General features: G+C 69.6%; 23 protein-coding genes. 1 reads left to right on the top strand and 22 read right to left on the bottom strand.

Going from position 1 to position 24,494, the window contains the following annotated elements:
- Positions 1–69 precede the first annotated feature (69 nt).
- Positions 70–1,440, bottom strand: coding sequence for a magnesium transporter (mgtE, locus tag AC5P8R_RS17000; RefSeq protein WP_014648829.1), 1,371 nt, complete (start codon positions 1,438–1,440; stop codon positions 70–72).
- A 346-nt stretch (positions 1,441–1,786) separates the two neighbouring features.
- Here mgtE and AC5P8R_RS17005 point away from each other — a divergent pair, with 346 nt between their 5' ends.
- The gene (locus AC5P8R_RS17005; protein ID WP_495223657.1) at positions 1,787–3,565 is read left to right on the top strand and encodes a monovalent cation:proton antiporter-2 (CPA2) family protein; all 1,779 of its coding nucleotides are present in this window, start codon (positions 1,787–1,789) and stop codon (positions 3,563–3,565) included.
- Between the two features lie 190 nt (positions 3,566–3,755).
- On the opposite strand, the gene AC5P8R_RS17010 is transcribed toward AC5P8R_RS17005, so the two are convergent.
- From AC5P8R_RS17010 to AC5P8R_RS17110, 21 genes are all read right to left on the bottom strand, one after another.
- On the bottom strand, positions 3,756–7,094 hold the full coding sequence (locus tag AC5P8R_RS17010; RefSeq protein ID WP_032960601.1) for an ankyrin repeat domain-containing protein: 3,339 nt from the start codon (positions 7,092–7,094) through the stop codon (positions 3,756–3,758).
- Positions 7,087–7,347, bottom strand: coding sequence for a YcgL domain-containing protein (locus tag AC5P8R_RS17015; protein WP_049404015.1), 261 nt, complete (start codon positions 7,345–7,347; stop codon positions 7,087–7,089). Before AC5P8R_RS17015 ends, AC5P8R_RS17010 begins: the two co-directional genes overlap by 8 nt.
- 160 nt (positions 7,348–7,507) lie before the next feature.
- A complete protein-coding gene (locus AC5P8R_RS17020) occupies positions 7,508–7,948 on the bottom strand; it encodes a hypothetical protein (RefSeq protein WP_032960605.1) in 441 nt (146 codons plus the stop codon).
- A gap of 61 nt (positions 7,949–8,009) precedes the next feature.
- Positions 8,010–9,248: a beta-ketoacyl-ACP synthase gene (locus AC5P8R_RS17025; RefSeq protein WP_014648835.1), complete on the bottom strand. Its 1,239-nt coding sequence runs from the start codon at positions 9,246–9,248 to the stop codon at positions 8,010–8,012.
- Positions 9,248–9,979 carry a 3-ketoacyl-ACP reductase FabG2 gene (locus AC5P8R_RS17030; protein ID WP_032960607.1) on the bottom strand — a complete coding sequence of 244 codons (732 nt, stop codon included), beginning with the start codon at positions 9,977–9,979 and terminating at the stop codon, positions 9,248–9,250. The genes AC5P8R_RS17025 and AC5P8R_RS17030 overlap by 1 nt, the downstream gene beginning before the upstream one ends.
- On the bottom strand, positions 9,976–10,431 hold the full coding sequence (locus AC5P8R_RS17035) for a hotdog family protein (protein ID WP_032960608.1): 456 nt from the start codon (positions 10,429–10,431) through the stop codon (positions 9,976–9,978). The genes AC5P8R_RS17030 and AC5P8R_RS17035 overlap by 4 nt, the downstream gene beginning before the upstream one ends.
- Complete coding sequence (locus AC5P8R_RS17040) at positions 10,428–11,612, bottom strand: beta-ketoacyl-[acyl-carrier-protein] synthase family protein (protein ID WP_014648838.1); 1,185 nt, start codon at positions 11,610–11,612, stop codon at positions 10,428–10,430. Before AC5P8R_RS17040 ends, AC5P8R_RS17035 begins: the two co-directional genes overlap by 4 nt.
- The gene (locus AC5P8R_RS17045) at positions 11,609–12,166 is read right to left on the bottom strand and encodes a DUF3261 domain-containing protein (RefSeq protein ID WP_014648839.1); all 558 of its coding nucleotides are present in this window, start codon (positions 12,164–12,166) and stop codon (positions 11,609–11,611) included. The genes AC5P8R_RS17040 and AC5P8R_RS17045 overlap by 4 nt, the downstream gene beginning before the upstream one ends.
- Positions 12,154–13,404: an NAD(P)/FAD-dependent oxidoreductase gene (locus AC5P8R_RS17050; RefSeq protein WP_014648840.1), complete on the bottom strand. Its 1,251-nt coding sequence runs from the start codon at positions 13,402–13,404 to the stop codon at positions 12,154–12,156. The genes AC5P8R_RS17045 and AC5P8R_RS17050 overlap by 13 nt, the downstream gene beginning before the upstream one ends.
- Positions 13,405–13,456: 52 nt before the next feature.
- Positions 13,457–15,811: an MMPL family transporter gene (locus tag AC5P8R_RS17055; RefSeq protein ID WP_032960614.1), complete on the bottom strand. Its 2,355-nt coding sequence runs from the start codon at positions 15,809–15,811 to the stop codon at positions 13,457–13,459.
- On the bottom strand, positions 15,804–16,433 hold the full coding sequence (locus tag AC5P8R_RS17060; protein WP_046433189.1) for a LolA family protein: 630 nt from the start codon (positions 16,431–16,433) through the stop codon (positions 15,804–15,806). Before AC5P8R_RS17060 ends, AC5P8R_RS17055 begins: the two co-directional genes overlap by 8 nt.
- Positions 16,430–16,861: an acyl-CoA thioesterase gene (locus tag AC5P8R_RS17065; RefSeq protein WP_032960618.1), complete on the bottom strand. Its 432-nt coding sequence runs from the start codon at positions 16,859–16,861 to the stop codon at positions 16,430–16,432. Before AC5P8R_RS17065 ends, AC5P8R_RS17060 begins: the two co-directional genes overlap by 4 nt.
- Positions 16,848–18,398: an HAL/PAL/TAL family ammonia-lyase gene (locus tag AC5P8R_RS17070; protein WP_032960620.1), complete on the bottom strand. Its 1,551-nt coding sequence runs from the start codon at positions 18,396–18,398 to the stop codon at positions 16,848–16,850. The genes AC5P8R_RS17065 and AC5P8R_RS17070 overlap by 14 nt, the downstream gene beginning before the upstream one ends.
- Complete coding sequence (locus AC5P8R_RS17075) at positions 18,388–19,329, bottom strand: lysophospholipid acyltransferase family protein (RefSeq protein ID WP_014648845.1); 942 nt, start codon at positions 19,327–19,329, stop codon at positions 18,388–18,390. Before AC5P8R_RS17075 ends, AC5P8R_RS17070 begins: the two co-directional genes overlap by 11 nt.
- A gap of 1 nt (position 19,330) precedes the next feature.
- Positions 19,331–20,101: a glycosyltransferase family 2 protein gene (locus tag AC5P8R_RS17080; protein WP_014648846.1), complete on the bottom strand. Its 771-nt coding sequence runs from the start codon at positions 20,099–20,101 to the stop codon at positions 19,331–19,333.
- Positions 20,091–21,776, bottom strand: a complete 1,686-nt coding sequence (locus AC5P8R_RS17085; protein ID WP_134809428.1) for an ApeI family dehydratase — start codon at positions 21,774–21,776, stop codon at positions 20,091–20,093. Before AC5P8R_RS17085 ends, AC5P8R_RS17080 begins: the two co-directional genes overlap by 11 nt.
- Positions 21,769–22,320, bottom strand: coding sequence for a COG4648 family protein (locus tag AC5P8R_RS17090; RefSeq protein WP_046433259.1), 552 nt, complete (start codon positions 22,318–22,320; stop codon positions 21,769–21,771). Before AC5P8R_RS17090 ends, AC5P8R_RS17085 begins: the two co-directional genes overlap by 8 nt.
- Before the next feature lie 22 nt (positions 22,321–22,342).
- Entirely contained in the window at positions 22,343–22,600 is a 258-nt protein-coding gene (locus AC5P8R_RS17095) for an acyl carrier protein (protein ID WP_005411609.1), read from the bottom strand.
- A 17-nt stretch (positions 22,601–22,617) separates the two neighbouring features.
- Positions 22,618–22,875, bottom strand: a complete 258-nt coding sequence (locus AC5P8R_RS17100; protein WP_005411610.1) for a phosphopantetheine-binding protein — start codon at positions 22,873–22,875, stop codon at positions 22,618–22,620.
- Positions 22,862–23,659, bottom strand: a complete 798-nt coding sequence (locus AC5P8R_RS17105) for a lysophospholipid acyltransferase family protein (protein ID WP_014038937.1) — start codon at positions 23,657–23,659, stop codon at positions 22,862–22,864. The genes AC5P8R_RS17100 and AC5P8R_RS17105 overlap by 14 nt, the downstream gene beginning before the upstream one ends.
- A complete protein-coding gene (locus tag AC5P8R_RS17110; protein ID WP_014648849.1) occupies positions 23,652–24,395 on the bottom strand; it encodes a beta-ketoacyl synthase chain length factor in 744 nt (247 codons plus the stop codon). Before AC5P8R_RS17110 ends, AC5P8R_RS17105 begins: the two co-directional genes overlap by 8 nt.
- Between the last annotated feature and the right edge of the window lie 99 nt (positions 24,396–24,494).

Consider the following 24,494-nt stretch of genomic DNA (forward strand, 5'->3'; position numbering starts at 1 on the left):
CTGCTGCGGATATCCGGGGTCAGAGCCCTTCGCTGCGCGAAGGGATCCGACCCCGGCGTGCATGTTTTGTTACAGCAGCGTGCCGTGCAGGATCATCGCGGCGATGCTGAAGTAGATCACCAGGCCGGTCACATCCACCAGGGTGGCCACGAACGGGGCCGAGGCGCTGGCCGGGTCGAAGCCGAGCCGCTTCAGGATGAAGGGCAGCATCGAGCCGGACAGCGAACCGAAGGTGACGATGCCCACCAGCGCGGCGCCGATGGTGATCGCCAGCAGGATCCAGTGCTCGCCGTAGTCGTGCAGGCCGCCCAGCTGCCAGATCACGATGCGCACGATGGCCAGGCAGCCGAGGATGGCGCCCAGCACCATGCCGGTCGGCACTTCGCGCAGGGCCACCTTCCACCAGTCGCGCAGGCGCAGTTCGCGCAGTGCCAGGCTGCGGATCAGCAGCGAGGTGGCCTGCGAGCCGGAATTGCCACCCGAACTCATGATCAATGGGATGAACAGGGTCAGCACCACCGCGCGCGCCAGTTCGTCCTCGTAGTGCTGCATCGCGCTGGCCGTCAGCATCTCGCCCAGGAACAGCACGCTCAGCCAGCCGGCGCGCTTGCGCAGCATTTCGAAGAAGCCGATCTGCATGTACGGCTTGTCCAGCGCTTCCATGCCGCCGAACTTGTGCGCGTCCTCGGTGGATTCCTCGATCAGCGCATCGAGCACGTCGTCCACGGTGACGATGCCGAGCATCTGCTGCTGCGCGTCGACCACCGGAATCGCCAGCAGGTCGTGGCGGCGGATCAGCCGTGCCACCTCTTCCTGGTCCATCAGCGCATCGACCGTTACCGGCGGATTGACCTGGGCCACGTCCAGGATCGATTCCTCGGGCAGGCCGGTGATCAGCCGGCGCATGGTCACCACCTGCTGCAGCTGCTGGCTGGCCGGCTCCAGCACGTAGATCGCGTACACCGTCTCGCGGGTGCGCTCGACCTGGCGGATGTGCTGCAGGGTCTGCGCCACGGTCCAGCTGGCGGGCACCGCCACGTACTCGGTGGTCATCAGTGCGCCGGCGGTGTTCGGCGGGTAGCTGAGCAGCTTCTGGATGACCTGGCGGGCGTCGGTACCCAGCAGCGGGATCAACCGCGCGCGCTCTTCCTCATCCAGCTCGTGGACGATGTCGGTGGCGCGGTCGTCGGCCATCAGGCCCAGCAGCGCCGCAGCCCGCGCGGGTGGCAGCGCGGCCACCAGCTCACCGCTGCGGTGCAGCTCCGGCGCTTCGAGCATCTTCACTGCACGCGGCAACGGCAGCGCAGCCAGCGTTTCCGCGGCGCGGGTCAGGTCCAGCGTGTTGAGGAATTCCACCGCGTCGGCGGTGTTGTAGTTCGCCAGCGGTGCGGCCAGTGCGGCGGCATCGGCCACCGGGCGCAGCAATTGCTTCTGGTTCATCGGTTTTGCCTTGTGGGGATGCGACCTCGCGCAACGCCAACGCAGGCAAACCGTCCCGGTGTCAGGCGGTGGCCATCGCTGGCGTCGAACGAGGTCGACTTCTACTGTCGCTGGACATGGGTTGGGGACTCCGGGATGCGTATGCCAACGGACGCGCCGCCAGCGGCGGGCAGTCTGGACCCGTGGGCCATGCAGGTCAACCTGGGCGCCCCGCGCTGGGTGGCCGCCCGGCCGGTTGTTCTCGTGCATACACAGGCCGGCGCGCATAATGTCGTGGTGGCGCTCGCCACGCCCTCCCCCATCCGAACGGACGCACAGCGGGCTCCCCCGATGACCAGGTATTCCCATGCATAGCGGTGGTCTGGAACTGGCCCTGGTGCTGCTGCTGGCGGCGGTCATCGCCGTGCCGGTGTTCAAGAAGTTCGGCTTCGGCGCGGTACTGGGCTACCTGGCGGCCGGCGTGGTGCTGGGCCCGGACGGGCTGGGCTTCGTGCAGGACGCCGACCGCATCCTCGGTGCCGCCGAGATCGGTGTGGTGATGCTGCTGTTCGTGATCGGCCTGGAGCTGTCACCGGCACGCCTGAAGGTGATGCGGCGCTCGGTGTTCGGCGCCGGCGCGGCGCAGGTGGCGTTGTCCGGGCTGGTGCTGGGCGGCCTGCTGCTGCTCGATCACTTCCAGTGGAAGAGCGCGCTGGTGGTCGGCGTGGCGCTGGCGCTGTCATCCACCGCGGTCGGCCTGCAGCTGCTGTCCGAGCACAAGGCGATCAACAGCGACCATGGCCGGCTCGGGTTCGCGATCCTGCTGTTCCAGGACCTGATCGCGATCCCGCTGCTGGCGGCCATCCCGCTGCTGGGCGGAGTGAAGAACGAGACCCTGCGCTGGGAAGATGCGGCCGTGGCGCTGGGTGCGCTGGCGGTGGTGATCCTGTGCGGACGACCGGTGCTGCGCAAGGTGTTCAGCATCATTGCGCGCACCCGCAGCCCGGAAGTATTCACTGCCACCGCCCTGCTGGTGGTGCTGGGCACCGCCTGGTTCATGCAGGAAGCCGGCCTCAGCCCCAGCCTCGGCGCGTTCCTGGCCGGCGTGCTGCTGTCCGATTCGGAGTTCCGGCATGAGCTGGAAGCGCAGATCGAACCATTCAAGGGGCTGCTGCTGGGCCTGTTCTTCATCGCAGTGGGCATGGGCATCGACCTGGACCGCATCGCCGCCGAGCCGTGGCTGATCGCCGCGGGTGTCGGCATCCTGCTGGTGGTCAAGTTCAGCCTGCTCTACGCGGTTGGACGTGTCGCCCGGCTCAGCTCGCGGCAATCGCTGCTGCTGGGCAGCGTGCTGTGGCTGGGCGGCGAGTTTGCCTTCGTGGTATTCAACGAGGCACAGCGCGCGCACCTGCTGGGCAACGCCAACCACGACCGGCTGGTGGCGATCGTCGGCCTGTCGATGGCGATCACGCCGCTGCTGATGATCGCGCTGCTCAAGCTGCTCGGCCAGGAAAAAACCGCACCACGCGCGGCGGCCGAGGCCGACAAGGTGGCGCCGGACAACCGGCCCAAGGTGCTGATCGCCGGCATGGGGCGCTTCGGCCAGGTGATCGCGCGCCTGCTGACCGCGCAGAAGGTGCCGTTCGTGGCGCTGGAGGCGAACCCGGACACCGTTGCCGACCTGCGCCGCTTCGGCAACCAGCTGTACTACGGCGATCCGACCCGGCCGGAGATGCTGCGTGCGGCGGGGAGCGAGCACATCGATGTGTTCGTGATCACCGTGGATGACCCGGAGACCAACCTGCGCGCGGTACGCATGGTGCGCCGGCTGTACCCGGACGCGACGGTGCTGGCGCGTGCACGCAACCGCCAGCATGCGTGGCGCCTGATGGACATGTCGGCCGAGCCGTTCCGCGAAGTGTTCGGCACCAGCCTTGAGATGAGCGGGCGCGTGCTGACCGCGCTGGGCGTGGCGCCGGACGTGGCCGAACGCCATGTGCAGCGCTTCCGCGAGCACGATGAGCAGCTGCTGCGCGACCAGTATCTGGTGTACGACGACGAGGCAGCGGTGATCCAGACCTCGCGCGACGCACGCAACGACCTGATGCATCTGTTCGAGGCCGACGCGGAAAGCGACGGCAAGTAGGCGTGCCGACCAACGGTCGGCACCCACCGGGGGCACGATCGGCACCCACCGGGGGCAGGGTTGGCACCGACCCGATAGATGGCGGACCCGGTAGTGCCGGCCGCTGGCCGGCAGCCTCGGTATCCCGGAGGTCTCAGGAGGTTGCCGGCCAGCGGCCGGCACTACCCACTGCGGATTCCGATCCCGGTGCTCAACCGTTGTCGCGCAGGAACCGCGCCATCGACGAAACGCCCGGCACGCGCGGTTCGAACTCTCCAGCGACGTCGATGAAGCCGCGCATCACCGCGATCTCGCGCGGGCTGCGGTTGAGGCTGTCGCGCACTTCCGGATCGGCACCGGCGCGCAACAGGCGCTGCACCAGCAGCGGCAGTCCATGCAGGGCGGCCAGATGCAGCGGGCCGAAGCCGCGCGGATCGCGCACGTCCAGGCTGACGTCCTCATCCAGCAGGCGCTCTACCGCCGCCATCACCACCTGCTCGTCGCAGGCGGTTCCCGGCTCGGCGCGTGCGCCCAGCAGCAGCAGCAGCGGCGTGACCGAACCGGCGGCGGCCTGGTCCGGCTCGGCGCCCGCCAACAGCAGGGTGTCGAGCAGGGCCAGCAGGCGCGAGCGGTCGCGGGCACTGAAACCGTACAGCGCGGCACAGTGCAGCGGGCCCAGCTGCTGCGCGTCACCGGCATGCACGTCGGCACCGGCAGTGAGCAGGCGCGCGACGATGTCCGGCAGGCCCAGCGCCGAGGCCAGCATCAGCACGGTCACCCCGCCCGGCAGGCGGTGTTCCAGCTTGGCGCCGGCATCGAGCAGGGCCGAAACGATGTCGACCTGGCGCATGCTGACCGCCGCCGACAGCGGCGTCGCACCGCTTGCAGCGGCGTGCTGCGGATCGGCACCGCGCGCCAGCAGCAGGTCGGTCACGGCCAGGTGGCCACCACCGGCCGCACGCAGCAGCGCGGTGCAGCCCTGTGCGTCGACCGCGTCGACGGCAAATCCCAGATCGATCAGGCGGCGCACGGCGTCTACATCACCGGCCATCGCAGCGGCCGGCAGATCGGCCTCGCGCAGGGTACGGCGCGGCAGCGGCCACACCCGCCAGTCCAGCCAGTCGGCCAGGTCACGGCGACCGATCGACAGCGCCACGCCCAGTGGCGTCTGACCGTCGGCGGCACGTGCTTCCGGCGAGGCACCGTGCTGCACCAGCAGCTTCAGTGCGCCTTCGCGGGCCAGTGCGGTGGCCAGGTGCAATGCGGTCATGCCATGGCTGTCGCGCGCTTCGCGATCGACACCGGCCTTGAGCAGGGCCTGCTGCAGGCGCAGCCAGCCCAGGCGTACCGCCAGCGACAGCGGTGGGTCACCAGCCGGCGAAGCGGCGAACGGATCGGCGCCACGCTCCAGCAGTTCCAGCGCCAGTTGTTCCAGGCCGCGGGCGGCCTGGTCGTGCTGTGCGCAGGCGGCCAGGAAGCGTGCCAGCCCACCGCGCCCGGCCGGCGACAGGCCGCGCTGCAGCATGACCTGCAGCGCCGGCACCGCGTCGATGCCGCGCGACAGCAGCGCGAACATCGGCGTATCGGCGCAGGCGTCGCGCACATAGGGATCGGCACCGTGGGCCAGCAGCCAATCGACCGCGCGCGGCTCCAGGGCCAGCTCCGGATCGAGCAGCAGGCCGCCCAGTTCTTCCGGCTGGCACAGCCTGGCCAGCGCGGCCATGCCATCGGTGTTGCCGAAGCCCAGCGCTTCGCGCAGCAGGGTCAGCGGCGGACGGTCCGGCAACAGGCCGCTGGCGCTGGCCGCTTCACCGCGCTCGGCCAGGCCATCACTGACGGCTGCCGGCAGCGGATAGGACGGGTCCAGCAAGGCCACGATCGCCCAGCGGCCCGCTTCGGCCGCATAGTCCACCGCGCGGCGGCCAACCGGGTCGGTGGCGTCGGCGGCGATGCCCAGTTCCACCAGGCGCTTGATCAGCAGCGGCGAGACATCCTCGGCCATCACTGCCAGCTGCACCGCATTGCGGCCTTCGCCGTCCACCGCGACCAGGTCCGGCTTGTGCGGCAGCAGGTGCTCGACCACGGCGGCACGGCCGGCACGGGCGGCTTCGAGCCACGGCGTGCGGCCCAGTGCATCGCGCGCTTCCAGGTTGGCGCCGGCGCCCAGCAGCACGCCGATGATCTCCACGTGGCCGGCCAGCGCTGCCTCGTGCAGCGCGCTGCGGCGCTGGCGATCACGCGCGTCGGCGCGTGCCTTGTGCTTGAGCAGCAGCTGCACGCCGGCCGGATCGTCGTCCTCGGTGGCGGCGGCGGCCAGCAGCACCGGGGTGCCGTCGGCCGGTTCGCTGCGTGCACCGCGCTCGAGCAGGAAGCGGGCCAGGCGCCAGTTGCCGACCTGGCAGGCCACCGCCAGCGGCGACCAGCCCTCGCGGTTCAGCGCATCGACTTCGGCAGCGGCATCGCGCAGCAGCGCGGCAACGCCCGGGTCGGAACTGCGTGCGGCATGGTGCAGCGGGGTGTTGCCATCGCTGTCGGTGGCACGTGAATCGGCGCCGTTGGCGAGCAGGGTCATCACCGCTTCGGGGCGGCCATGCCAGCTGTCGCGGGTGGCGGCCAGCAGCGGGGTCATGCCCCGGTGCGGCGCGTTCACATCAACGCCGCGGGCAATCAGCTCGCGCAGCAGGCGCAGGTCCGGCAGCACCGCCGCCAGCACCGCCAGGCTGCGCTGGTCACGCCAGTTCGGGTCCGGCAGCGCATACGGATCAGCACCGGCCTGCAGCAGCTGCAGGCCGCGGTCGACGCGGCCCTGGCGCGCGGCCTCATACAGGGCCGGTGTCAGTTCCTGCGGCGCCATCGCCTCCAGCGGCGCGGTTTCGGCCGCAGCGGGGAACATCGGTTCCTGTTCGCTGCTGGCAGCGGCGAACGGGCTGGGGCGCAGCGACACCAGCGGCGCGGGCGCGACCCGCTGCAGCAGCAGGTGCAGCGCCGGCGACAGCAGCACGACCGCCAGTGCGGCGGGCCAGCGTGCGCCGTCCGGCAACAGGCCCGGCCAGGCCGGCAGCACCACCAGTGCGGCCAAGGCGATCACCAGCGCCGCCACGCCAAGACCACGCCAGGCGGTCAGGTCGCGGCCGGCCAGCGCCTGCCAGTGCTGGGCCAGGCTGCCATCCAGGCGTTCGACATCGTTCCATAGCGGCCAGGTGCGCCAGGCCGCCAGCAGGCCGGCACTGACCAGCACGCTCAGGCCCAACACCGCCGCCAGGCTGCCGCTGTCACGCAGGGCCGCCAGCGGCCAGGCCAGCAGCAGCGCCAGCAGCAATGGCGCGGCAGCCCACAGCGCCAGCAGTGCGGGCAGGTCCTGGCGTGCGACCACCTTCAGCGGCAGCAGCGCACGGCTGCGACGCCACCACGACACGCCCAGCGCGAACGCCGGCTGCGCCAGTGCGGCAAGGATGGCACCCGGCACACCGCCCACCGCAGCGCCCAACGCCAGCATGGCACCCACGGCGAAGGCGATCGACAGGGCACGCGGACGGGAGGTGTCAGTCATAGTGTCGCGGCATCAGGCTGGCCACCGACGGCGGTACCTGCAGGTAGAACCCGCGTTCGCTCATTTCGCTGCGGACCTTTTCAGGATCGGCCTGGGCCAGGCGGCGCTGGACATCCAGGGCCACCTCCAGGACGAAGGTGAGCGTCCCCAGCGAGGTGAGCAGCGGCGCGGGCAGCGCGCTGAAGTCATCGCGTCGGGGAACGTAGACGTAGGTGTCCGGCTTGAGTTGGCTTTTATAGACGTAGGCGTGCATGTCCGCGGGACGATAACCCGGGAAGAGCCATGATTGTGTCGGAAAGCCGACACCGGGGAAAGCCGTCAGCCGACGATGGCGGCGCGATCGGCGGCGTTTCCCCTGCGGGGTTCAGCAATGTGGCGGCGACGTTCAGCCAACGCCGCCGCCACACGGGCGCTTACTTGACCTTGGCGTAGGTGCCCTTCAGCGCGACACCGGCGAGGATGGTGCCGGCGTAGCACTCGTAATTGGTGCTGCTCTTGAACTCGTTCTTCTTGTAGTAGCTGACGATGTCGACCACGGCGTTGGCGCCGCGCGACCTGGCGCCGTCCTGCAGCGCGCGCAGCGCCGACAGCGCGACCCAGCGGCAGGCCTCGGCATCGCTCTTGTTGGCGGCGTTGGTCTTCTTGTTGGTCACGTCTTCACCCAGGCGCTGCTGCACGCTGACCGGCTGGCCGGCCAGGTAGAAGCGCACGCTGCCGTCGATGCCGGCGTCCTTGGCAGCCTGCGAGCTGACCAGCTCCTGCAGGGACTGCTCGACGCGGGTATCGCGGGCAGAGGCGGTGGAGGTCAGGGCCAGCAGCGCGGTGGCAGTGGCGATCATGAGAGTGCGGCGCATCGAAACTTCTCCTTGTCAGGGGTGCGGGTGGATGGCGGAAACAGTGCGGTGGGGCGGTGGATCACTCGCTCCAGCGGCGGAACACCAGTGAGGTGTTGATGCCGCCGAAGGCGAAGTTGTTGCTCATCACGTACTCGGCCTGCAGTTCGCGGCCCTGCCCGGTGATGAAGTCGAGCTGGCCACAGCGCGGGTCGACCTCGGCCAGGTTCAGGGTCGGCGCGAACCAGCCGGCGCGCATCATCTGGATGCTCAGCCAGGCCTCGAACGCGCCACAGGCACCCAGCATGTGGCCGACATAGCTCTTCAGCGAGCTGATCGGCACGCGGTTGCCGAACACCTGCGCGGTCGCCTGGGTTTCGGCGATGTCACCGTGGTCGGTGGCGGTGCCGTGGGCGTTGACGTAGTCGATCTGCGCCGCGTCCAGGCCGGCATCCTCCAGCGCCAGGCGCATGGCCTGGGCCATGGTGTCGGCGCTGGGCTGGGTGACGTGCTGGCCATCGCTGTTGGTGCCGTAGCCGACCACCTCGGCAAGGATGGTGGCGCCGCGCGCCTGCGCGTGCTCCAGGTCTTCCAGGATCAGCGTGCAGGCGCCCTCGCCCAGCACCAGGCCATCACGGCCGGCATCGAACGGGCGCGGGGTGGTCTGCGGCGCATCGTTGCGCACGCTGGTGGCGAACAGGGTGTCGAACACCGCCGCTGCGGTGGCATCGAGCTGCTCGGCACCGCCGGCCACCATCACCGTCTGCTTGCCACTGCGGATCGCTTCATAGGCCGCACCCACGCCCTGGCTGCCGGAGGTGCAGGCACTGGAGGTGGTGTACACGCGCCCGGACAGGCCGAAGAACACGCCGATGTTGACCGGCGCGGTGTGGCTCATCATCTTCAGGTAGGTGGTGGCACTGATGCCATCGGTGGTGAACTCGTTGAGCATGCGCCCGAATTCACCGGTGGCCTCGTGGCTGCCCGAGGACGAGCCGTAGGCCACGCCGGTACGGCCGCTGCGCAGCACCGGATGCTCGTGCAGGCCGGCTTCACGCAGTGCCACCTCAGTGGCGCGCACCGACATGATCGCGACCTTGCCCATCGAGCGGGTGGTCTTGCGGTTGTAGTTCGGCGGCAGCTCGAAATCCTGCGCCGGCGCGGCCAGCTTGGTGTTCAGCCCGGCATAGACATCCCACTCGGGCATCGCACGCACCGCATTGCGGCAGCTGCGCAGGTGTGCCTCGATGGTCGGCCAGTCGTGGCCGAGCGGACTGATGGCGGCGGCACCGGTGACCACCACGCGACGATCGGCGGCCATCAGATCATGCCTCCGTTCACCGAGATCACCTGGCGGGTGATGTAGCCGGCCGGCTCGGACAGCAGGAACGCCACCGTGGCCGCCACTTCGTCGGGACGACCGACGCGGCCGGCGGGAATCAGCTTGAGCGCGTGTTCAACCACTTCATCGTTGAGCATTTCGGTCTCGATCAGGCCCGGGGCCACGCAGTTGACGGTGATCTGGCGGCTGGCCAGTTCCAGCGCCAGGGCCTTGGTGGCACCGATGATGCCGGCCTTGGCGGCGCTGTAATTGACCTGCCCGCGGTTGCCGGCCAGTCCGGACACCGACGACAGGGTGATGATGCGGCCAGGCTTGCGCCGGCGCACCATCGGCATGATCAGCGGATGCAGTACGTTGTAGAAACCGTCCAGGTTGGTGTGGATGACCTGGTCCCAATCCTCCGCTGACAGTGCCGGGAAGGCACCGTCACGGGCGATGCCGGCGTTGCAGACCACGCCGTAGTACGCGCCGTGCGCTTCGACATCGGCCTCCAGCACAGCGCGTGCGGCCTCGCGATCAGCCACGTCGAACATCAGTACGCGGGCCTGCTGGCCCAACGCGTGGATCTCGGCCATCACGGCCTGTGCCTCATCCAGGCGGCTGCGGCAATGCACCACCACGTCGAAGCCGTCACGCGCGATGCGCAGCGCGATGGCCCGGCCGATGCCCCGGCTGGCGCCGGTCACCAGCACGCTTCGATTCCCTGTCATGCCTGTCCACTCTCCAGATAGGCCATCGCATCGGCCGGTTCGAACACCGACACGTTGGCTGTCGCCCATTCGTCCTCGCCTGCCAGGATGCGGCAGGCGAACATCCCCAATCCATTGTCACCCAACAGCTCGCAGCGCGCCTGTACGCGCAGCCGCGATCCGCTGGGAAAGCTGCTGCGCGGGCTGCTGTAGCGGCGGCTGCCAAGCAGGAAGCCCAACTGCGGCGGCTTGCCCGCCGCACGCGCACGGCAACCGGCCCAGGCCGCGATGGCCTGCGCCATGTATTCGATGCCGACCCACGCCGGCACCTGGCCCTCCTCGACGAACAGGCCCGCGTCGGGCACCACCAGTTCGGCCTCGATGGTGTCCTGGTCCCAGTGCGTGATGCGCTCCAGCAGGCACATGTCCTGGCGGTGCGGCACCACCTCTTCGATCGCGTACAGCGTGTTCATCGACGCTCCAGCGCCAGCACGGCATTGCTGCCGCCGAAGGCGAACGAATTGCTCAGCACCCGCCGCGGTGCCTGTGCCAGGCGGGTGGCCGGTGCGACCAGCGGCAGTGCCGGCAGCGCGGGGTCTGCCACGCCGTCCCACCAGTGCGGTGGCAGCTGCTGCTGCGGGTTCCCGGCCAGCACGATCCAGCACAGTGCAGCTTCGATCGCGCCTGAAGCACCCAGCGTATGGCCGGTCAGCGGCTTGGTCGAACTGGCCGGCACCTGGTTGCCCAGCACCTGCGACACCGCCAGGCTTTCCATCGCATCGTTGTGGCCGGTGGCGGTGCCATGCAGGTTCACGTAGTCCACTTCATCGGCCGCCCAGCCGGCGCGCTGCAGCGCCTGCTGCAGGGCATCGATGGCACCCAGGCCCTGCGGATCGGGGGCGGACATATGGTGCGCGTCGGCCGATTCGCCCCAGCCGGCCAGGCATACCGGGCCGGGTTCGCGGGTGAGCAGGAACAGCGCGGCACCCTCGCCGATGTTGATGCCGGCACGGTGCTGCGAGAATGGATTGCAGCGCAGGGCCGACACCGATTCCAGCGCGCTGAAGCCGGCCACGGTGAAGCGGCACAGCGAGTCCGCGCCACCTGCGATCACGGCGTCGACGATACCGGCCCGCAGCATGCGTGCCGCCGACATCAGTGCCTTGGCACTGGACGAGCAGGCGGTGGACAGGGTCCACGCCGGCCCCTGAGCGCCGCTGCGCTGGCGCACGAACTGCGCGGCAGTACCCATTTCCTGCTGGGCGTAATCGAACCCGGGCGGCCATTGGCCCTGTTCGGCATGGGTGCGCAGGGCCTGCTCGGATTCACCGATGCCCGAGGTACTGGTGCCCAGCACGACCGCCACGCGTTCGGCGCCGTGGCGGGCGATCGCGGCGGCCACCGCCGGTGCGATCTGCGCCAGTGCCACGTCCAGCAGGGCGTTGTTGCGCCCGCGCAGGGCGGCCGGCAGTTCTTCCAGCGTCGGCAGCGGTGTACGCACCTGCCCCAGCGCCAGGGTGTGCCCCGGCAGCAGGGTATCGTTGTCGCTGAGCCCGCCCGGCACGCCGGCGAACATCGCCGAAGCCACCGCGTCGCGGCCATCGCCGAGCGCGCAGACCACGCCCAGATCGTTCAGATAGATCGGTGCACTCATCGATCCGGCCCGGCCATGTCGATCGATTCGATGCGCAGCGCATAGCCTTCGGCGCGGTTGTCCAGCTGCACGCTGCCATCGTCCAGGCGCTGCAGCTGCAGCCACACCGTGCCGTCGCGCGACAGGCTGCGCTGATGGCCATCGTCACGGACCTGCCAGCCGGCTGGCAGCGCGGCCGCGATGGCTGCGGTCGGCCACAGCGCGAACTGCAGGTCATCCAGCACGCGCTCGGCGCGCACCTGCGGCGGCAGCCACGGCGCGCGCTGCTGGGTCAGCTGCCGGCCGTCCCACTGCAGGCGCACGCCGGTCTGGCCCATCGCCTGCACCGCCAGCTGCACCTGCTGCGCATCGGCTTCCAGCAGTGCATCCAGGTCGCGCTCATGCGTGCCGAACCGGAAATGCAACTGCTGCTGCAACGCCAGCGGCGCCGGCAGGCTGGCCGGCGACAGGCGCAGCGGCGGCAGTTCCACCAACGGCTTCGGCATGCGGCCGGCGCAGGCCACCAGCAGCAGGCTCAGCAGCAGTGCTGTCGCAGGGGCGATCAGGCGCCGCACAGCTGCTCCAGCACGCGCATGCGGCGGCCACTGTCATCGGCCACGTACGGGTTGTTGGTGTCCCAGGCGTAACCGGCCAGGATGGAGCTGATCATGTCGCGCACTTCGGGCTGCTGCTGCGGGTGGTAGATGATCTTCTGGAAACCGCCTTCGTACCAGCTTTCGACAAAGCGGCGGAAGGTCTTCACGCCCGCCCGCAGCGGGACCGAGAACTCCGCTTCCCAGTCCACGGCTTCGCCGGCATAGCGGCGCGCCAGGCATGCACTGGCCAGCTGCGCGGACTTGAAGGCGATGGTCACGCCGGACGAGAACACCGGGTCGAGGAACTCGCCGGCATTGCCCAGCAGGGCATAGCCCGGCCCCCACAACGAACTGACATTGGCCGAGTAGCCGGTGATGCGGCGCACCGGCAGCACCGCCCATTCGGCATTGGCCAGCAGCCGGGTCAGGTTCGGGTCCTCGCCGACGATGGCCTGCAGTTTCTGCAGGTCGTCGCCCTCGTAGCGCTCGAAGAACGACGGTTCGGCGACCACGCCCAGCGAGCAGCAGCCGTTGGAGAACGGGATTGTCCAGTACCAGACGTCGACGTGCTCGGGATGGGTGGTGATCAGGATCTTGTTGCGGTCGAAGTCCGCTTCGGCCGGAATGTTGTCGCGCACGTGGCAGAAGATCGCCCCGCGCACCGGGAAGTTGGACGGGGATTCCAGCTGCAGCAGGCGCGGCAGCAGGCGTGCGAAGCCCGAGGCGTCGAGGATGAAATCGGCCTCGATGCGGTACTCGCTGCCGTCCGGGCGGCGCACCGTCACCGCCGGCTGCTCGCCGGCTTCGACCGACAGCACTTCATCACCGAAACGCAGCGTGGCCCCCATGCGCTCGGCACCGCGCGCCAGCACGTTGTCGAAGTCGGCGCGCTGCACCTGGTAGGTGGTGCCCCAGCCCGGCGAGAACTTCTTCCTGAAGTCGAATGCGGTACGCGCTTCGCCGTGCACGAAGGCCGCGCCGTTCTTGTGCTGGAAGCCGGCTTCGACCACGTCCTGCAGCAGGCCGGCGGCCTCGATGTACTCCATGCTCTGCGGCAGCAGGCTTTCGCCGATGGAGAAACGCGGGAACTGCTGGCGCTCCAGCATCAGCACCTGGCGGCCCTGCTGGCGCAGCATCGCCGCAGCCACGGAGCCGGCCGGGCCGGCACCGATGATCAGGATTTCAGTACGTTCGACAGCATCCACAGCAGTATTCATCGGTGCGTCCTTGTTGCTCGATCAAGTGGAAAGAAGGAAGTCGGAAGCAGGCTCAGGCCCGCGGCAGATCATGCGGCGGCGGCCGGAACAGCGGCGAGATCAGCCAGACCAGGCCGATGCCGAACAGCAGGGTCAGGCCGAACGCGCGCAGCGCCGGGGTCTGCGACAGTCCCAGCAGGCCGAACGACAGCCAGGTGCTGGCCGCGCCCACGCACACCGCCAGCCAGGCACTGGCATCGCCGCGGTGCTCGATCAGGAAGATGCCGTAGTCGATGCCCATGCCCAGCAGCAGCATCAGTGCCAGCACGTTGAACAGCTGCAGTGGCTGGCCGAACAGGCCCAGCAGGCCCAGGGTCAACGCACCGGCAATCAGGGTCGGCGCGAACACGCGCCAGGCCTGGCGGCGGTAGCGCAGCCACAGCGCGCCGAACACCAGCACGATGCCGACCAGCAGCAGCCCCCCCATCAGCTTGCGGTAGTGGCCCAGCAGCTGCGAGAAGTCGGCGGTGCGGTCCACCCAGCGCACGCCGGGCAGGCCTTCGGCCGCCCCGCGCAGGGTCGCCAGCGCATCGGCGCGCGACAGGTCATCGACCATCACCACGCTGATCATCTGCCCACCGACCTCACCCACCCACAGGTGGCGGAACGGCTGCGAGGCCGGCGAGGCCAGGAACGCCTCCGCGGTCAGCGGCGTGGTGGCGAAGTCGGGGCGCGGCAAGGGTTCTCCGACCGCATCGGACACGGCCTGCAGCACGCCCGGTTCCACCTTGGCGGTCAGCGCCGCATCGGCCTGCTGGCGTGCCGGCGACGGCAGCCAGTCACTGATCGCGCGGTAACCGCCGATGCGCTTGTCGTTGGCCAGTACACGCAGGCGTTCGGTCAGTGCTTCTTCGCGCTGCAGCAGCTGTGCAGCGTCACTGCCCTGCACCAGATAGAACTGCGCCGGGCTGGGCATGCCCAGCAGCTGGCTCAGGCGGATCTGCTGGGCCATCAGTGCCGGCGGTGAGGACTGCAGGCTGCGCAGGTCGTCATTGCTGTGCAGGCGGGCGATGCCGATGGCAGACAGCGCCAGCGTGATCACCACGAACACCGTCACCGGCCGGCGGCCATGCAACCGCGGGAAGCGCTCCAGCGTGTTGCCCAGCCACTGCGAGAAACGGGTCTGGCGGATCTCGCCGCCATCCAGCCACGGGAACCAGAAGATCACCGTGAGGAACGCGGCGGCCAGGCCGACCACCGAGAACAGCGCCATCTGGCGCAGGCCCGGGAACGGGGCCAGGCCCAGGGCCAGGTAGGCCAGCGCGCTGGTCAGCAAGGCCAGCCACAGGCCCGGCAACAGGTGCCGCAGCAGCTTCCAGCGGCGATCGGCCGGCTCGGCCTGGCGCGAGGCAAACCAGTGGATGCCGTAATCCTCGGCCACGCCCACCAGCGACGCACCGAACACCAGGGTGAGCACGTGCACCTTGCCGAACACCAGCACGGTCACCGCCAGCGCCACGCCACAACCGATCAGCAACGACGCGGCGACCAGCAGGATCGGCCGCAGCGAACGGAACGCCAGCCACACCAGCAGCAGCACCGCGGCCAGCGAGCCCCAGCCGATCGTGTTGATTTCCTGGTTGGCCTGCACCGCGGCCGCCTCGGCGTGCAGCGGCACGCCGGCATGCAGGATTTCCAGCTCCGGTGCTGCCGCCCTGGCAGCCCGCCCGGCACGTTCCAGCAGGCCGTCGAGATGACGCTCACCGTCGAGCTGGAACGCCGAACCCGGTGTATCGAACTGCAGCACGGCCCAGTGCCTGCCCTCGGCTTCGAGCAGGCCGTCATCGCCCAGCCGCAACCCCGACCCCTGCGCCTGCTGCTGCCACCATTGCGGCCACAACGACAACGGGTCTTGCCGCCAGTCGGTCAGGCGCGGAGCGCCCATCGGGCCGTACAGCGCGGCCAACGCCTGCTCGGCCAACGCGCCCGGTTCGCTGCCCTGCAGCTGCTCGCGCTGGGCCGGCGTCAGCAGGCGGTCGCGGTACGGCGCGTAGAACGCGCGCGCCTCATCGAACCAGCCTTCGATCGAACCACTGGGCACCAGCAGGGCTCGGTCAGTGTCCTTGGCCATGGCCGCGGCAAAGGCCGCCTGCGCACGCTTGGCGGCGGCGCCGTCCCTGCTGCCCAGCAGCACCACCACCTGCCGCGAGCTGCCGTCGGCGATGCGCCGGGTGACGTCGCTCAACAGGCGGTCATGCGCATCCTGCGGCAGCAGCGCGAGGATGTCGGTGTCGATCCGCGATTGCTGGCTCCACAGGTGCCACTGCTGCGCGCCCAGTACCAGCAGCAGCAACAGCCAGGCGATGCCCAGCCAGTGCCACCAGCGCCGCAGCCGCTCCGGTGCGTTCGATGCGACGGCCTCACTCAAAGCGGCGTGCCTCGTCGGCGGTGAGGGTGGCCGGCGCCTCGCTCAATGCACTGAACTGGATCTGCGTGCGGTCCTTGTTGGCCTCGACGATCTCGACCTGGCGCACGTAGCGGTCACCCTGCAGGGTCAGCGACTGGAACGCCTTGGCCAGCATCGCCGACTTCGGCGTCAGCCGCAGCCGCCAGCCCTGCCCTTCACGGCTGGCCGCCACGTTGAACTGGCTGGACAGCGCCTGCACGTCGCCACTCATCAGCGCGAACATGATCGCGTTCACCGAACGCATCGCCGGCTGCTGCCGTGCATCGAGCTCGACACGGGTGCTGCCATCGCGCTGGCGGCTCAGGATGCGGTCGGCGGTGACCACCACTTCGGAAGGGAACGGCTTGAGCGTGGTCCAGATCACGCCGTGCCGGCGCGCGACCACGAACTGGCCCTGCGAGCGCAGCGGGTTCCTGAAGCCGCTGACCTGCTTTTCCTGGCTGAACTGGCCACGCAGCACGTCCGGCCGCGCCACCGCCTGGGTGATCGCATCGATGGCGGGGTCGGCCGCCTGCACCTGCGGTGCGGCAACGAAGATCAGCGCGCACAGCAGCACGCTCGAAAGACGGACAAGGGGGTTCACGGCGCAGGTACTCCCAGGCGTTCCCACAGTACCGGCGGGCACTGGTACAGCATTTCCTTGCTGGCCGCGTCCACCGCGACCTGGATGGTCATCGCGCGGGTCAGCACCTGGCCGCTCTGCGCATCGAGGATTTCATACTCGATCTTCAGCCGGTTCTCCCATTCCACGATGCGCGCGACCACGCGCAGCGCCTGGTTGAACAGCAGCGGCCGCACGTACTTCACCCGCGCATCGACCACCGGCCACAGGTAGCCCGATTCGAGCATCTGCGGGTAGTCGTAGTCGTAGCGCCCGAGCAGCGCGCAGCGCGCGATCTCGAAGTACTTGAAATAGTTGCCATGCCAGACCACGTTCATCGGATCGCAGTCATGGAAGGCAGGGGTCAACGCAATTTCGCCAACCCGTTCGATGGCCTCATTCACCGGCATACAGCTCCCAACGTTGCGCGCGGATCTCCACCAGCAGTTCCCGCAGTTCGCGATCCAGCGCGCGGTCTTCCTCGACCAGGGCGATGCGCTGCCCCAGGTCGGCGTACATGTCGGCCAGACTGCCATGCAGCTGCGCATTCAGGCCAACCCGCTCACGCAGCGCCAGGCCCTGGCGCGCGGCGATCAGCATTGCCGCCACCACCTGTTCGGTCAGCTCGATCACGCGCAGGCAGTCGCGCGCGGCGATGGTGCCCATGCTGACCTTGTCCTGGTTGTGGCACTCGGTGGAACGCGAGAACACGCTGGCCGGCATGGTCTGCTTCAGCGCTTCGGCAGTCCAGGCCGACACGCTGATCTGCAGCGCCTTCAGGCCATGGTTGATGGCCGCGCGCGGGCCGGTGGCCGCCGACAGGTTGGCCGGCAGGCCATGGTTGTAGCGGGCATCCACCACCAGCGCCAGCTGCCGGTCGAGCAGGTCGGCAACGTTGGCCACGGTGTTTTTCAGGGTGTCCATCGCCAGTGCGATGTGGCCGCCGTAGAAGTGGCCGCCATGCAGGATGCGCTCGCCGTCGGCGTCGATCAGCGGGTTGTCGTTGGCACTGTTCAGTTCGGTTTCGATCAGCTGGCGCAGGAACGGCAGGCTGTCTTCCAGCACGCCGATGACGTGCGGCGCGCAGCGCAGCGAATAGCGGTCCTGCAGGCGCTGTTCGTTGCGCGGCGGGCGTTCGCTGTGCAGGTCGCTGCGCAGGCGCGCAGCGATGCGGCCCTGGCCCGGGTGCGGCTTGGCGGCGAACAGGGTTTCGTCGAAGTGGTGCGCGTTGCCGTCGCTGGCCAGCACGTTGAACGCGGTCAGGCGCGTGGCCATGCGCGCCAGGTAATCGGCGCGCTGCCAGGCCAGGCAGGCCAGGCCGGTCATCACCGCGGTGCCGTTCATGATCGCCAGGCCTTCCTTCGGCCGCAGCTTCAGCGGGGTCATGCCGATCTTCGCCAGCACTTCGGCCGCCGGCTGCACGCGGCCGTCATGCAGCACCTCGCGCTCGCCGCACAGCACCGCCGCCACGTACGACAGCGGGGTCAGGTCGCCGCTGGCACCGACCGAGCCTTCGGCCGGGATCATCGGCAGCACGTCGTGCTGCAGCAGCGTGGCCAGGCCTTCCAGCAGCGGCACACTGACGCCGGACATGCCGCGCACCAGCGACGCCAGGCGCGCGGCCAGCACCGCGCGGGTCTCGACCGGGTCCAGGTAACGGCCCAGGCCGCAGCCGTGGTAGGTGTACAGGTGGTGCGGCAGTTCCGCCACCAGCGCCGGCGGGATGTTCACCGTGCACGAGTCGCCGTAGCCGGTGGTCACGCCGTAGATCACGCCGTCCTCGCGCAGCAGGCGGTCGAGGAAGTCGGCACCGCGCTGGATGTGCGCGCGGAACGCCGGCGCGTCGCTCAGTGCGGCCTCGCACTGGCGCTGGGCCAGGGCAACCACGTCTTCGATGGTCAACGGTGCGTCGCCAAAGCGGCACACGGGTACGGCGTCAGTCGTCATGCGGAGCCTGATCCCAGAAGGGGAAGAAATTGAACCAGTCCAACGGGGACTGGATGACCTGGAGTTCCAGCCAGCGCGCGAAGCGCTGTGCCTGTTCGGCCAGCGCGGCGTCGCGCGAGCCACGCGGCAGCACGATGCGTTCGGCGAACTGTTCGAATGCCACCCGATAGCCGTCGCCCTCGTGCAGGCAGGCCATGGTGTAGACCGGGCAGCCCAGCGCCGCGGCGAGCACATAGGCGCCGATCGGGAACGGCGCGCGGTGGCCCAGGAAATCGGCAGTGACGCTGCGGCCACCCTGTACCGGCGTGCGGTCGCCGACGATGGCAACGAAGCCCCCCGCCGCCACGCGCTCGGCCAGCATCACCGCGGTGGCCGGCCCCATTTCGGTCACCTGCACCAGTTCCACCGCCGCCAGCGGGTCCAGCCGCTGCAGCAGGCGGTTGAAGCGCTGCGCATGCGCGGTGTGCACCAGCACGGTGATGCGGAACCCCGGCACCTGTTCGGCCAGCACCTGGCACAGCTCCAAGCAGCCGATGTGCGCGGTGAGGATCAGCCCGCCCTCGCGGCGCGCGATCTTCTGCAGCACCAGGTCACGATGCAGGTGGATGCGCTCGGCCGGGTAGCGCCCGCCCAGGCCGAGGATCTTGTCCAGCATCGTATCGGCGAAGGCGAAGAAGTGGCGCAGGCTGTCACGCCGTGTCGGCGCGCGGCCGAGCACGCCGCTGTGCGCCTGCAGCCGCTGCAGGTACTGCATCGAAGCCTGGCGCCCTATACGGTTGCCCAGCCAATGGCAGGCCACCACCGGCCACACGCACAGGCGGAACGGCCAGCGCCCGAACCAGCGGTGCACCCAGCACAGGAACAGCACGCCGGCCACCGACGTCGATTCGCCGATGTCGGCCCAGTGCGGGGCACCCTGCGCGGCCGCCATCTCAGCGCTGCCCCCGCAGGCGGCGCCACAGCAGCCGCGGCGCACGCCAGAGCATGCCGAAGAACAGGCGGGTATGCATGCGGCTGATGCGCACGTTGTCGCGCCACACATCGAAGTGCGACACGCCATCGGATGGATAGGTCACACGCGTGGCCAGGTGCTCGACCGGCAATTGCCGCCAGTACAGCCGCACCATCACTTCGGTATCGAAATCCATGCGCCGGCCGATGGTCTCTTCACCGATCAGGCGCAGTACCGGCGGCAGCGGATACACGCGGAAGCCACACATGGTGTCGCGCAGGTGCAGCGACAGCGTGTTGATCCAGACCCAGATGTGGGTGGCGTAGCGGCCATACAGGCGCGCCTTGGGAACACTGGCGTCGTAAGCCGGAATGCCGCAGATCACCGCCTCGGGATGGGCGCGCGCGGCTTCGATGAAGCGTGGCAGGTCAGTGGTATCGTGCTGGCCGTCGGCATCGATCTGCAGCACGTGGCTGTAGCCACGCGCGCCGGCCTCGGCAAAGCCGGCCAGCATCGCCCCGCCCTTGCCCTGGTTGACGTCCAGGCGCAGCAGGTCGACGCCCTGGCGCTGTGCCAGAGCGCGCAGCACCGCCGCGCACCCATCGTGCGAACCATCGTCGACCAGCAGGCAGGGCAGTCCCGCGGCCTGCACGCCATCGACCACCGCCGCGATGGCGTGCTCGTGGTCGTAGACAGGGATCACCACCAGTGGCGCGAATGCGGCACCGGCAACGGCCGGGTCAGTCCGCATCAGCGAAAACCACCCTGCCGCTGGCATGCACACCGTGGCTGGAGGTGTAGCGGAAGGCCAGCACGTTGCGTGCGGCATCCCAGTCCAGCTGCAGGGTCAACTCGTCACCGGGGCGGGCCACGTGCTGGAATTTCACCGCATCCATGCGCACGAACGCGCCCCGCATCACAAACGCCTGGCGGGCGAAGCGCACCGCCCAGTCCAGCTGCGCCACGCCGGGCAGGATTGCCGCCTGCGGGAAGTGGCCCTGGAACGGCCGCAGCGCCGGGTCCAGGGTCATGCGCAGGGTGGCGCTGGCGGCATCGCGGTGATCCCACGCCGGCACCGGCATCAACGGCTGGAACAGCGCCGCCAGCGCGGCCTGGGTCACCTTGCCCTGCGCATTGATCGGCAGCGCCTGCACCAGGCGCCAGCGACGCGGCCGGGTCACTGCGTCATGCGCATGCGCCAGGCGGGCGCCAAGGCGCTGGCCCAGCGCCCGCCGCGCAGCGTCGCCGCCCTCCAGCAGCGCCGGATCGGCCGGCACCACCACGGCGGCCAGCTGCTCGCGCTGCCCGGGCAGCACCAGCACGCGCGCGTCATCCACCTCGGCGTCTTCGCGCAGCGCGCGTTCCAGCGCATCCAGCGACACCCGGCGTTCCTCGATCTTGACGATGCGGTCGGCCCGGCCCAGCAGGCGGAAGCGGCCGTCGACCAGGGCTTCGACACGGTCCTGGGTGCGCCACCAACCGGGAGTGTCCAGGTGCGCCGAGGCCACCGCCAGGCAGCCATCGTCGATGCGCCACTGCACGCCCGGCAGCGGCTGCCACGGCGGCAGGTCGATGTCCCAGCGGCGCCAGGCGATGCCGCCGGTCTCGCTGCTGCCATAGACCTCGGTCGGGGCCACGCCCAGCCACTGCCGCACCTGCCGCGCTGCGTCTTCCGGCAGCGGACCACCGGAGGAGAACACCGCGCGCAGGCGGCCATGCAGGCTGGCCCAGTCGAGCTGCCCGGGCAGGCGCTTGAGGTGGGCCGGCGTCGCCACCAGCACCGTATCGGTACCGGCCAGCGCACCCACCAGGTCTTCGTGGAAGAACCGGCGCGGATGAATCAGGCGGCCGGCGGCCAGCGGCCACAGCACGCGGAACAGCAGCCCGTAGATGTGCTGGTGGGACACCGTGCCATGGACCTGCACACCCTCCATCTGCGCACCGAACGCGGCCTGCAGCGCCTCCACCTCGCGCGCCAGCTGGTCCAGGCGCTTGCCGATCGCACTGGGCTGGCCGGTGCTGCCGGAGGTGAACACGCACAGCTCGCAGGCGCGCTCGTCCAGCGCCTGCAGCTCATCGTCCAGCGCGGCGTCCAGCGCCACCAGCGAGCGGTAGTCGGCGGACACGTCGCCTGCGAAGCCGCTCACCTGCGGCTGCAGCGCCTGCAGCGTGGCTGGCAGGTTGTCGGCGGCCAGGAACACCCGCTTGCCGGCATGCCAGGCACCGAACAGCGCGGCGGCAAAGGCCACGGCATCATCGAAGTACAGGGCCCAGTCGCGGCCTTCGGCGGCCGCAAAGGCGGCGCGCCAGGCCAGTACGCGCTGGCGGAAGCCGGCATGGTCGATCACCTCGCCGTCGCACAGGCCGACGCTGCGCTGCGGCCGTGCCTCCAGCAGCAGCCGGTCCAGGGCAATCCACTCAGCCATGCGCGTGCGCCGCCTTCACCTGCCGCCGCACCAGCCACTCCCCTGCGAACAACACGCCCATCATCACGTACGCCAACAATCCGTTGTAGAGCATCCAGACCCGGTCCGACGCGTACAGCGCGGTCAGCAGGGCCAGGCTGCCGTTGAGAACGAAGAAGCCGCACCACACCTGGGTGACGCGGCGGGTATAGGCCACCGCGAACGGCGGCAGGTCCGGCTCCTGCAGCCGCGCCAGGCGCTCCACCAGCGGTGGCCCGAAGCGCAGGCTGGTGCCGAACACCGCCAGCATCACCACGTTGACCAGCGCCGGGTACAGCTTCAGCGGCAGGGCCTGGTTGAGCACGGTGGCCAGCACCGCCAGCAGGCCGGTGCCAGCGGCGGCGGCCCACCACAGCGGCTGTCGCGTGCTCAGCGCACGCAGCAGGGCCAGGGTGAACAGCAGCAGCGACAGCCAGCGCGGCTCGAAACGGCCCATCGCCAGGTACACCAGCAGCGGGTAGGCAAGCGAAATCGCTGCCACCACGACGGTACGTGCGCGAGCCATGGCGAAGCCGCCGGCGCTGCGGTCAGGCGGCTGCCTGGTCCGGCAGCAGTCCATGCACGACATCGACGATGTCCTGCACGGTGCGCACGGCCTTGAACGCTTCCGGCTGCAGATTGCGGCCGAGCAGCGGCTTGAGCTGCACGATCAGGTCGACCGCATCGATGCTGTCGATGTCCAGGTCGTCGTACAGGCGGGCCTCGGGGGTGATCCGGGCGGTTTCGATCTCGAAGCTGTCGGTCAGGATGCTGACGATGCGTTCGAACAGTTCATTCTTGGTCATGGCAATTCCTGGCGCCGTTACGACTGGCGGGCGGCGACGAACTCGCCGAGCGCGCGCACGCTGGAGAAATGGCGACGGGTTTCTTCCGAATCGGCCGAGAGGCTGACACCGTACTTCTTCTGCAGCGCCAGGCCCAGTTCCAGCGCGTCGATCGAATCCAGGCCGAGGCCCTCGACGAACAGCGGCGCGGTCGGATCGATGTCCTCCGGCGTGATGTCCTCCAGCGAAAGGGAGGAAATGATCAATTCCTTGATCTCGTGCTCAAGTGCTTGCACGGGGCGGATCTCCAGACAGGTCGAAATAACGAGAAAGGTGCTCGGTGACGCGGCGTGCTGCCAAGGCATCCCCCCTTGGCGAGTCGTCATCGGCCAGGAAGGGCGCTATCGGGATATCTTCGCCGATCTGCAGCCGAACGTGAAAGCGACGTGAGGGGACACGATACCACTTCTGTCCCTTGGTCAACGTGGGCGGGGTGCAGGTGATCCGTACCGGGGTGATGTCCAGCCGGCCGCGGACGGCGATGTTGGCGGCCCCGCGCTGCAGCCGCGGCGGTTGGCCCGGCACGCTGCGGGTGCCCTCCGGGAAGATCACCAGGGTACCGCCGGCATGCACCGCCGCTACGCAGTCGTCGACCAGGCCGGCCCCGTCATCGTTGGCGATGTAGCCGGCCGCCCGCACCGGGCCGCGCATGAACGGGTTGCAGGCCACGGCCCGCTTCACCACGCAATCGGCGTTGGGCAGCAGCGAGATCAGGCAGACCACGTCGATCAGGGTCGGGTGATTGGCCAGAACCAGCAAACCGTCGCGCTGCAGGCGTTCCCCGCCCTCGATCTGGTAGGTCATCACCCCCAGCGCACGCATCAGGCGCAGGTGGCTGGCAAAGGCGACCTGGACCACGCGGCGGGCGCGGCGGCGGCGGACCACCGGGTCGCGCATCAGCAGCAACACCGGCATCACCAGCACGCCCAGCAGCAGGCCGCCCACGCCAAATGCGGCGAAGCTCAGGCCGGTGCCGAACACCCGCCAGGCATGATCGAGGCGGCGCAGCGCCTCAGCCACGGCGTCCCCAGCGCCAGCGCTGGCCCTGGGCCACGTGCTCCAGCGCCGGCGCGCCAGACAGCAGGAAGCGGTGCAGGTCCAGCGCGTGCGGCAGCGTGCCCGGGGCGGTGGCGGTGGCCTCCGGCGCCGCCTCCCATTGCAGCGAGAGCGTCGGCTGGCCCGCTGTCGGCGCGGTCAAACGCCAGCACCAGGCAAAGAACGGGTCGGGTTCGTCGGCAAACGTCGCGTAAATTTCAGGAAGCGGCGACTCATAGACCACCACCCGCACTTCGCGGGCACCATCGGCCAGCAGCCCGGCGGCCTCCAGGCAGGCGGTCTCGACCGTGGCCTGGCCGGCGGCCAGCGCCAGGTAGTTGCCGCGGTGGCCGCGGGCGATCGAGTACAGCGCCGCGATCGCGTTGTGCACCGACAGGCCGAACCCGGTGGGGGACAGGGGCTGATCGCTGGCCAGCGCCCCCAGCAGGTCCATCGAACGGGCCACGTCGCCGTGGCGGCTGGCGAACACCAGCGGCACCTGGCTGTCAGCGCCCTGCCCGTCCTCGCACCAGCAGGCAGCCTGGATCGCCATCCGGCCCAGCCGCTCGATGCGGCGGCGCTGCATCGCCGGGATCTCGGCCAACGCCGGCGTGTCTTCGCCCTGCGGCGGATACGGCGCATCGGCCCAGCCCAGCCACTGGCTACGCTCGCTCAGGCCGGGCGCCCAGGCGGCCCAGTCGACGATGGAGAATTCGATCATTTAGCGATGGTGCTTCAACGGGAGAACGATAGGCACGAGCCATTACGGCGACGCGCGGCGGCCCCCCATTCCTGCAGCCGTGCGTCCGTCCAGGACGTC

The organism is Stenotrophomonas sp. YJH_SMC_73 (assembly GCF_059370155.1).

Coding starts and splice junctions, on each gene's coding strand:
- AC5P8R_RS17040 (WP_014648838.1), bottom strand. CDS start 11,612: ATGAGTGCACCGATCTATCTGAACGATCTGGGCGTGGTCTGCGCGCTC.
- AC5P8R_RS17110 (WP_014648849.1), bottom strand. CDS start 24,395: ATGATCGAATTCTCCATCGTCGACTGGGCCGCCTGGGCGCCCGGCCTG.
- AC5P8R_RS17005 (WP_495223657.1), top strand. CDS start 1,787: ATGCATAGCGGTGGTCTGGAACTGGCCCTGGTGCTGCTGCTGGCGGCG.
- AC5P8R_RS17090 (WP_046433259.1), bottom strand. CDS start 22,320: ATGGCTCGCGCACGTACCGTCGTGGTGGCAGCGATTTCGCTTGCCTAC.
- AC5P8R_RS17080 (WP_014648846.1), bottom strand. CDS start 20,101: ATGCGGACTGACCCGGCCGTTGCCGGTGCCGCATTCGCGCCACTGGTG.
- AC5P8R_RS17035 (WP_032960608.1), bottom strand. CDS start 10,431: ATGAACACGCTGTACGCGATCGAAGAGGTGGTGCCGCACCGCCAGGAC.
- AC5P8R_RS17075 (WP_014648845.1), bottom strand. CDS start 19,329: ATGGCGGCCGCGCAGGGTGCCCCGCACTGGGCCGACATCGGCGAATCG.
- AC5P8R_RS17020 (WP_032960605.1), bottom strand. CDS start 7,948: ATGCGCCGCACTCTCATGATCGCCACTGCCACCGCGCTGCTGGCCCTG.
- AC5P8R_RS17030 (WP_032960607.1), bottom strand. CDS start 9,979: ATGACAGGGAATCGAAGCGTGCTGGTGACCGGCGCCAGCCGGGGCATC.
- AC5P8R_RS17025 (WP_014648835.1), bottom strand. CDS start 9,248: ATGGCCGCCGATCGTCGCGTGGTGGTCACCGGTGCCGCCGCCATCAGT.
- mgtE (WP_014648829.1), bottom strand. CDS start 1,440: ATGAACCAGAAGCAATTGCTGCGCCCGGTGGCCGATGCCGCCGCACTG.
- AC5P8R_RS17065 (WP_032960618.1), bottom strand. CDS start 16,861: ATGCCGGTGAATGAGGCCATCGAACGGGTTGGCGAAATTGCGTTGACC.
- AC5P8R_RS17095 (WP_005411609.1), bottom strand. CDS start 22,600: ATGACCAAGAATGAACTGTTCGAACGCATCGTCAGCATCCTGACCGAC.
- AC5P8R_RS17010 (WP_032960601.1), bottom strand. CDS start 7,094: ATGACTGACACCTCCCGTCCGCGTGCCCTGTCGATCGCCTTCGCCGTG.
- AC5P8R_RS17070 (WP_032960620.1), bottom strand. CDS start 18,398: ATGACGACTGACGCCGTACCCGTGTGCCGCTTTGGCGACGCACCGTTG.
- AC5P8R_RS17050 (WP_014648840.1), bottom strand. CDS start 13,404: ATGAATACTGCTGTGGATGCTGTCGAACGTACTGAAATCCTGATCATC.
- AC5P8R_RS17085 (WP_134809428.1), bottom strand. CDS start 21,776: ATGGCTGAGTGGATTGCCCTGGACCGGCTGCTGCTGGAGGCACGGCCG.
- AC5P8R_RS17015 (WP_049404015.1), bottom strand. CDS start 7,347: ATGCACGCCTACGTCTATAAAAGCCAACTCAAGCCGGACACCTACGTC.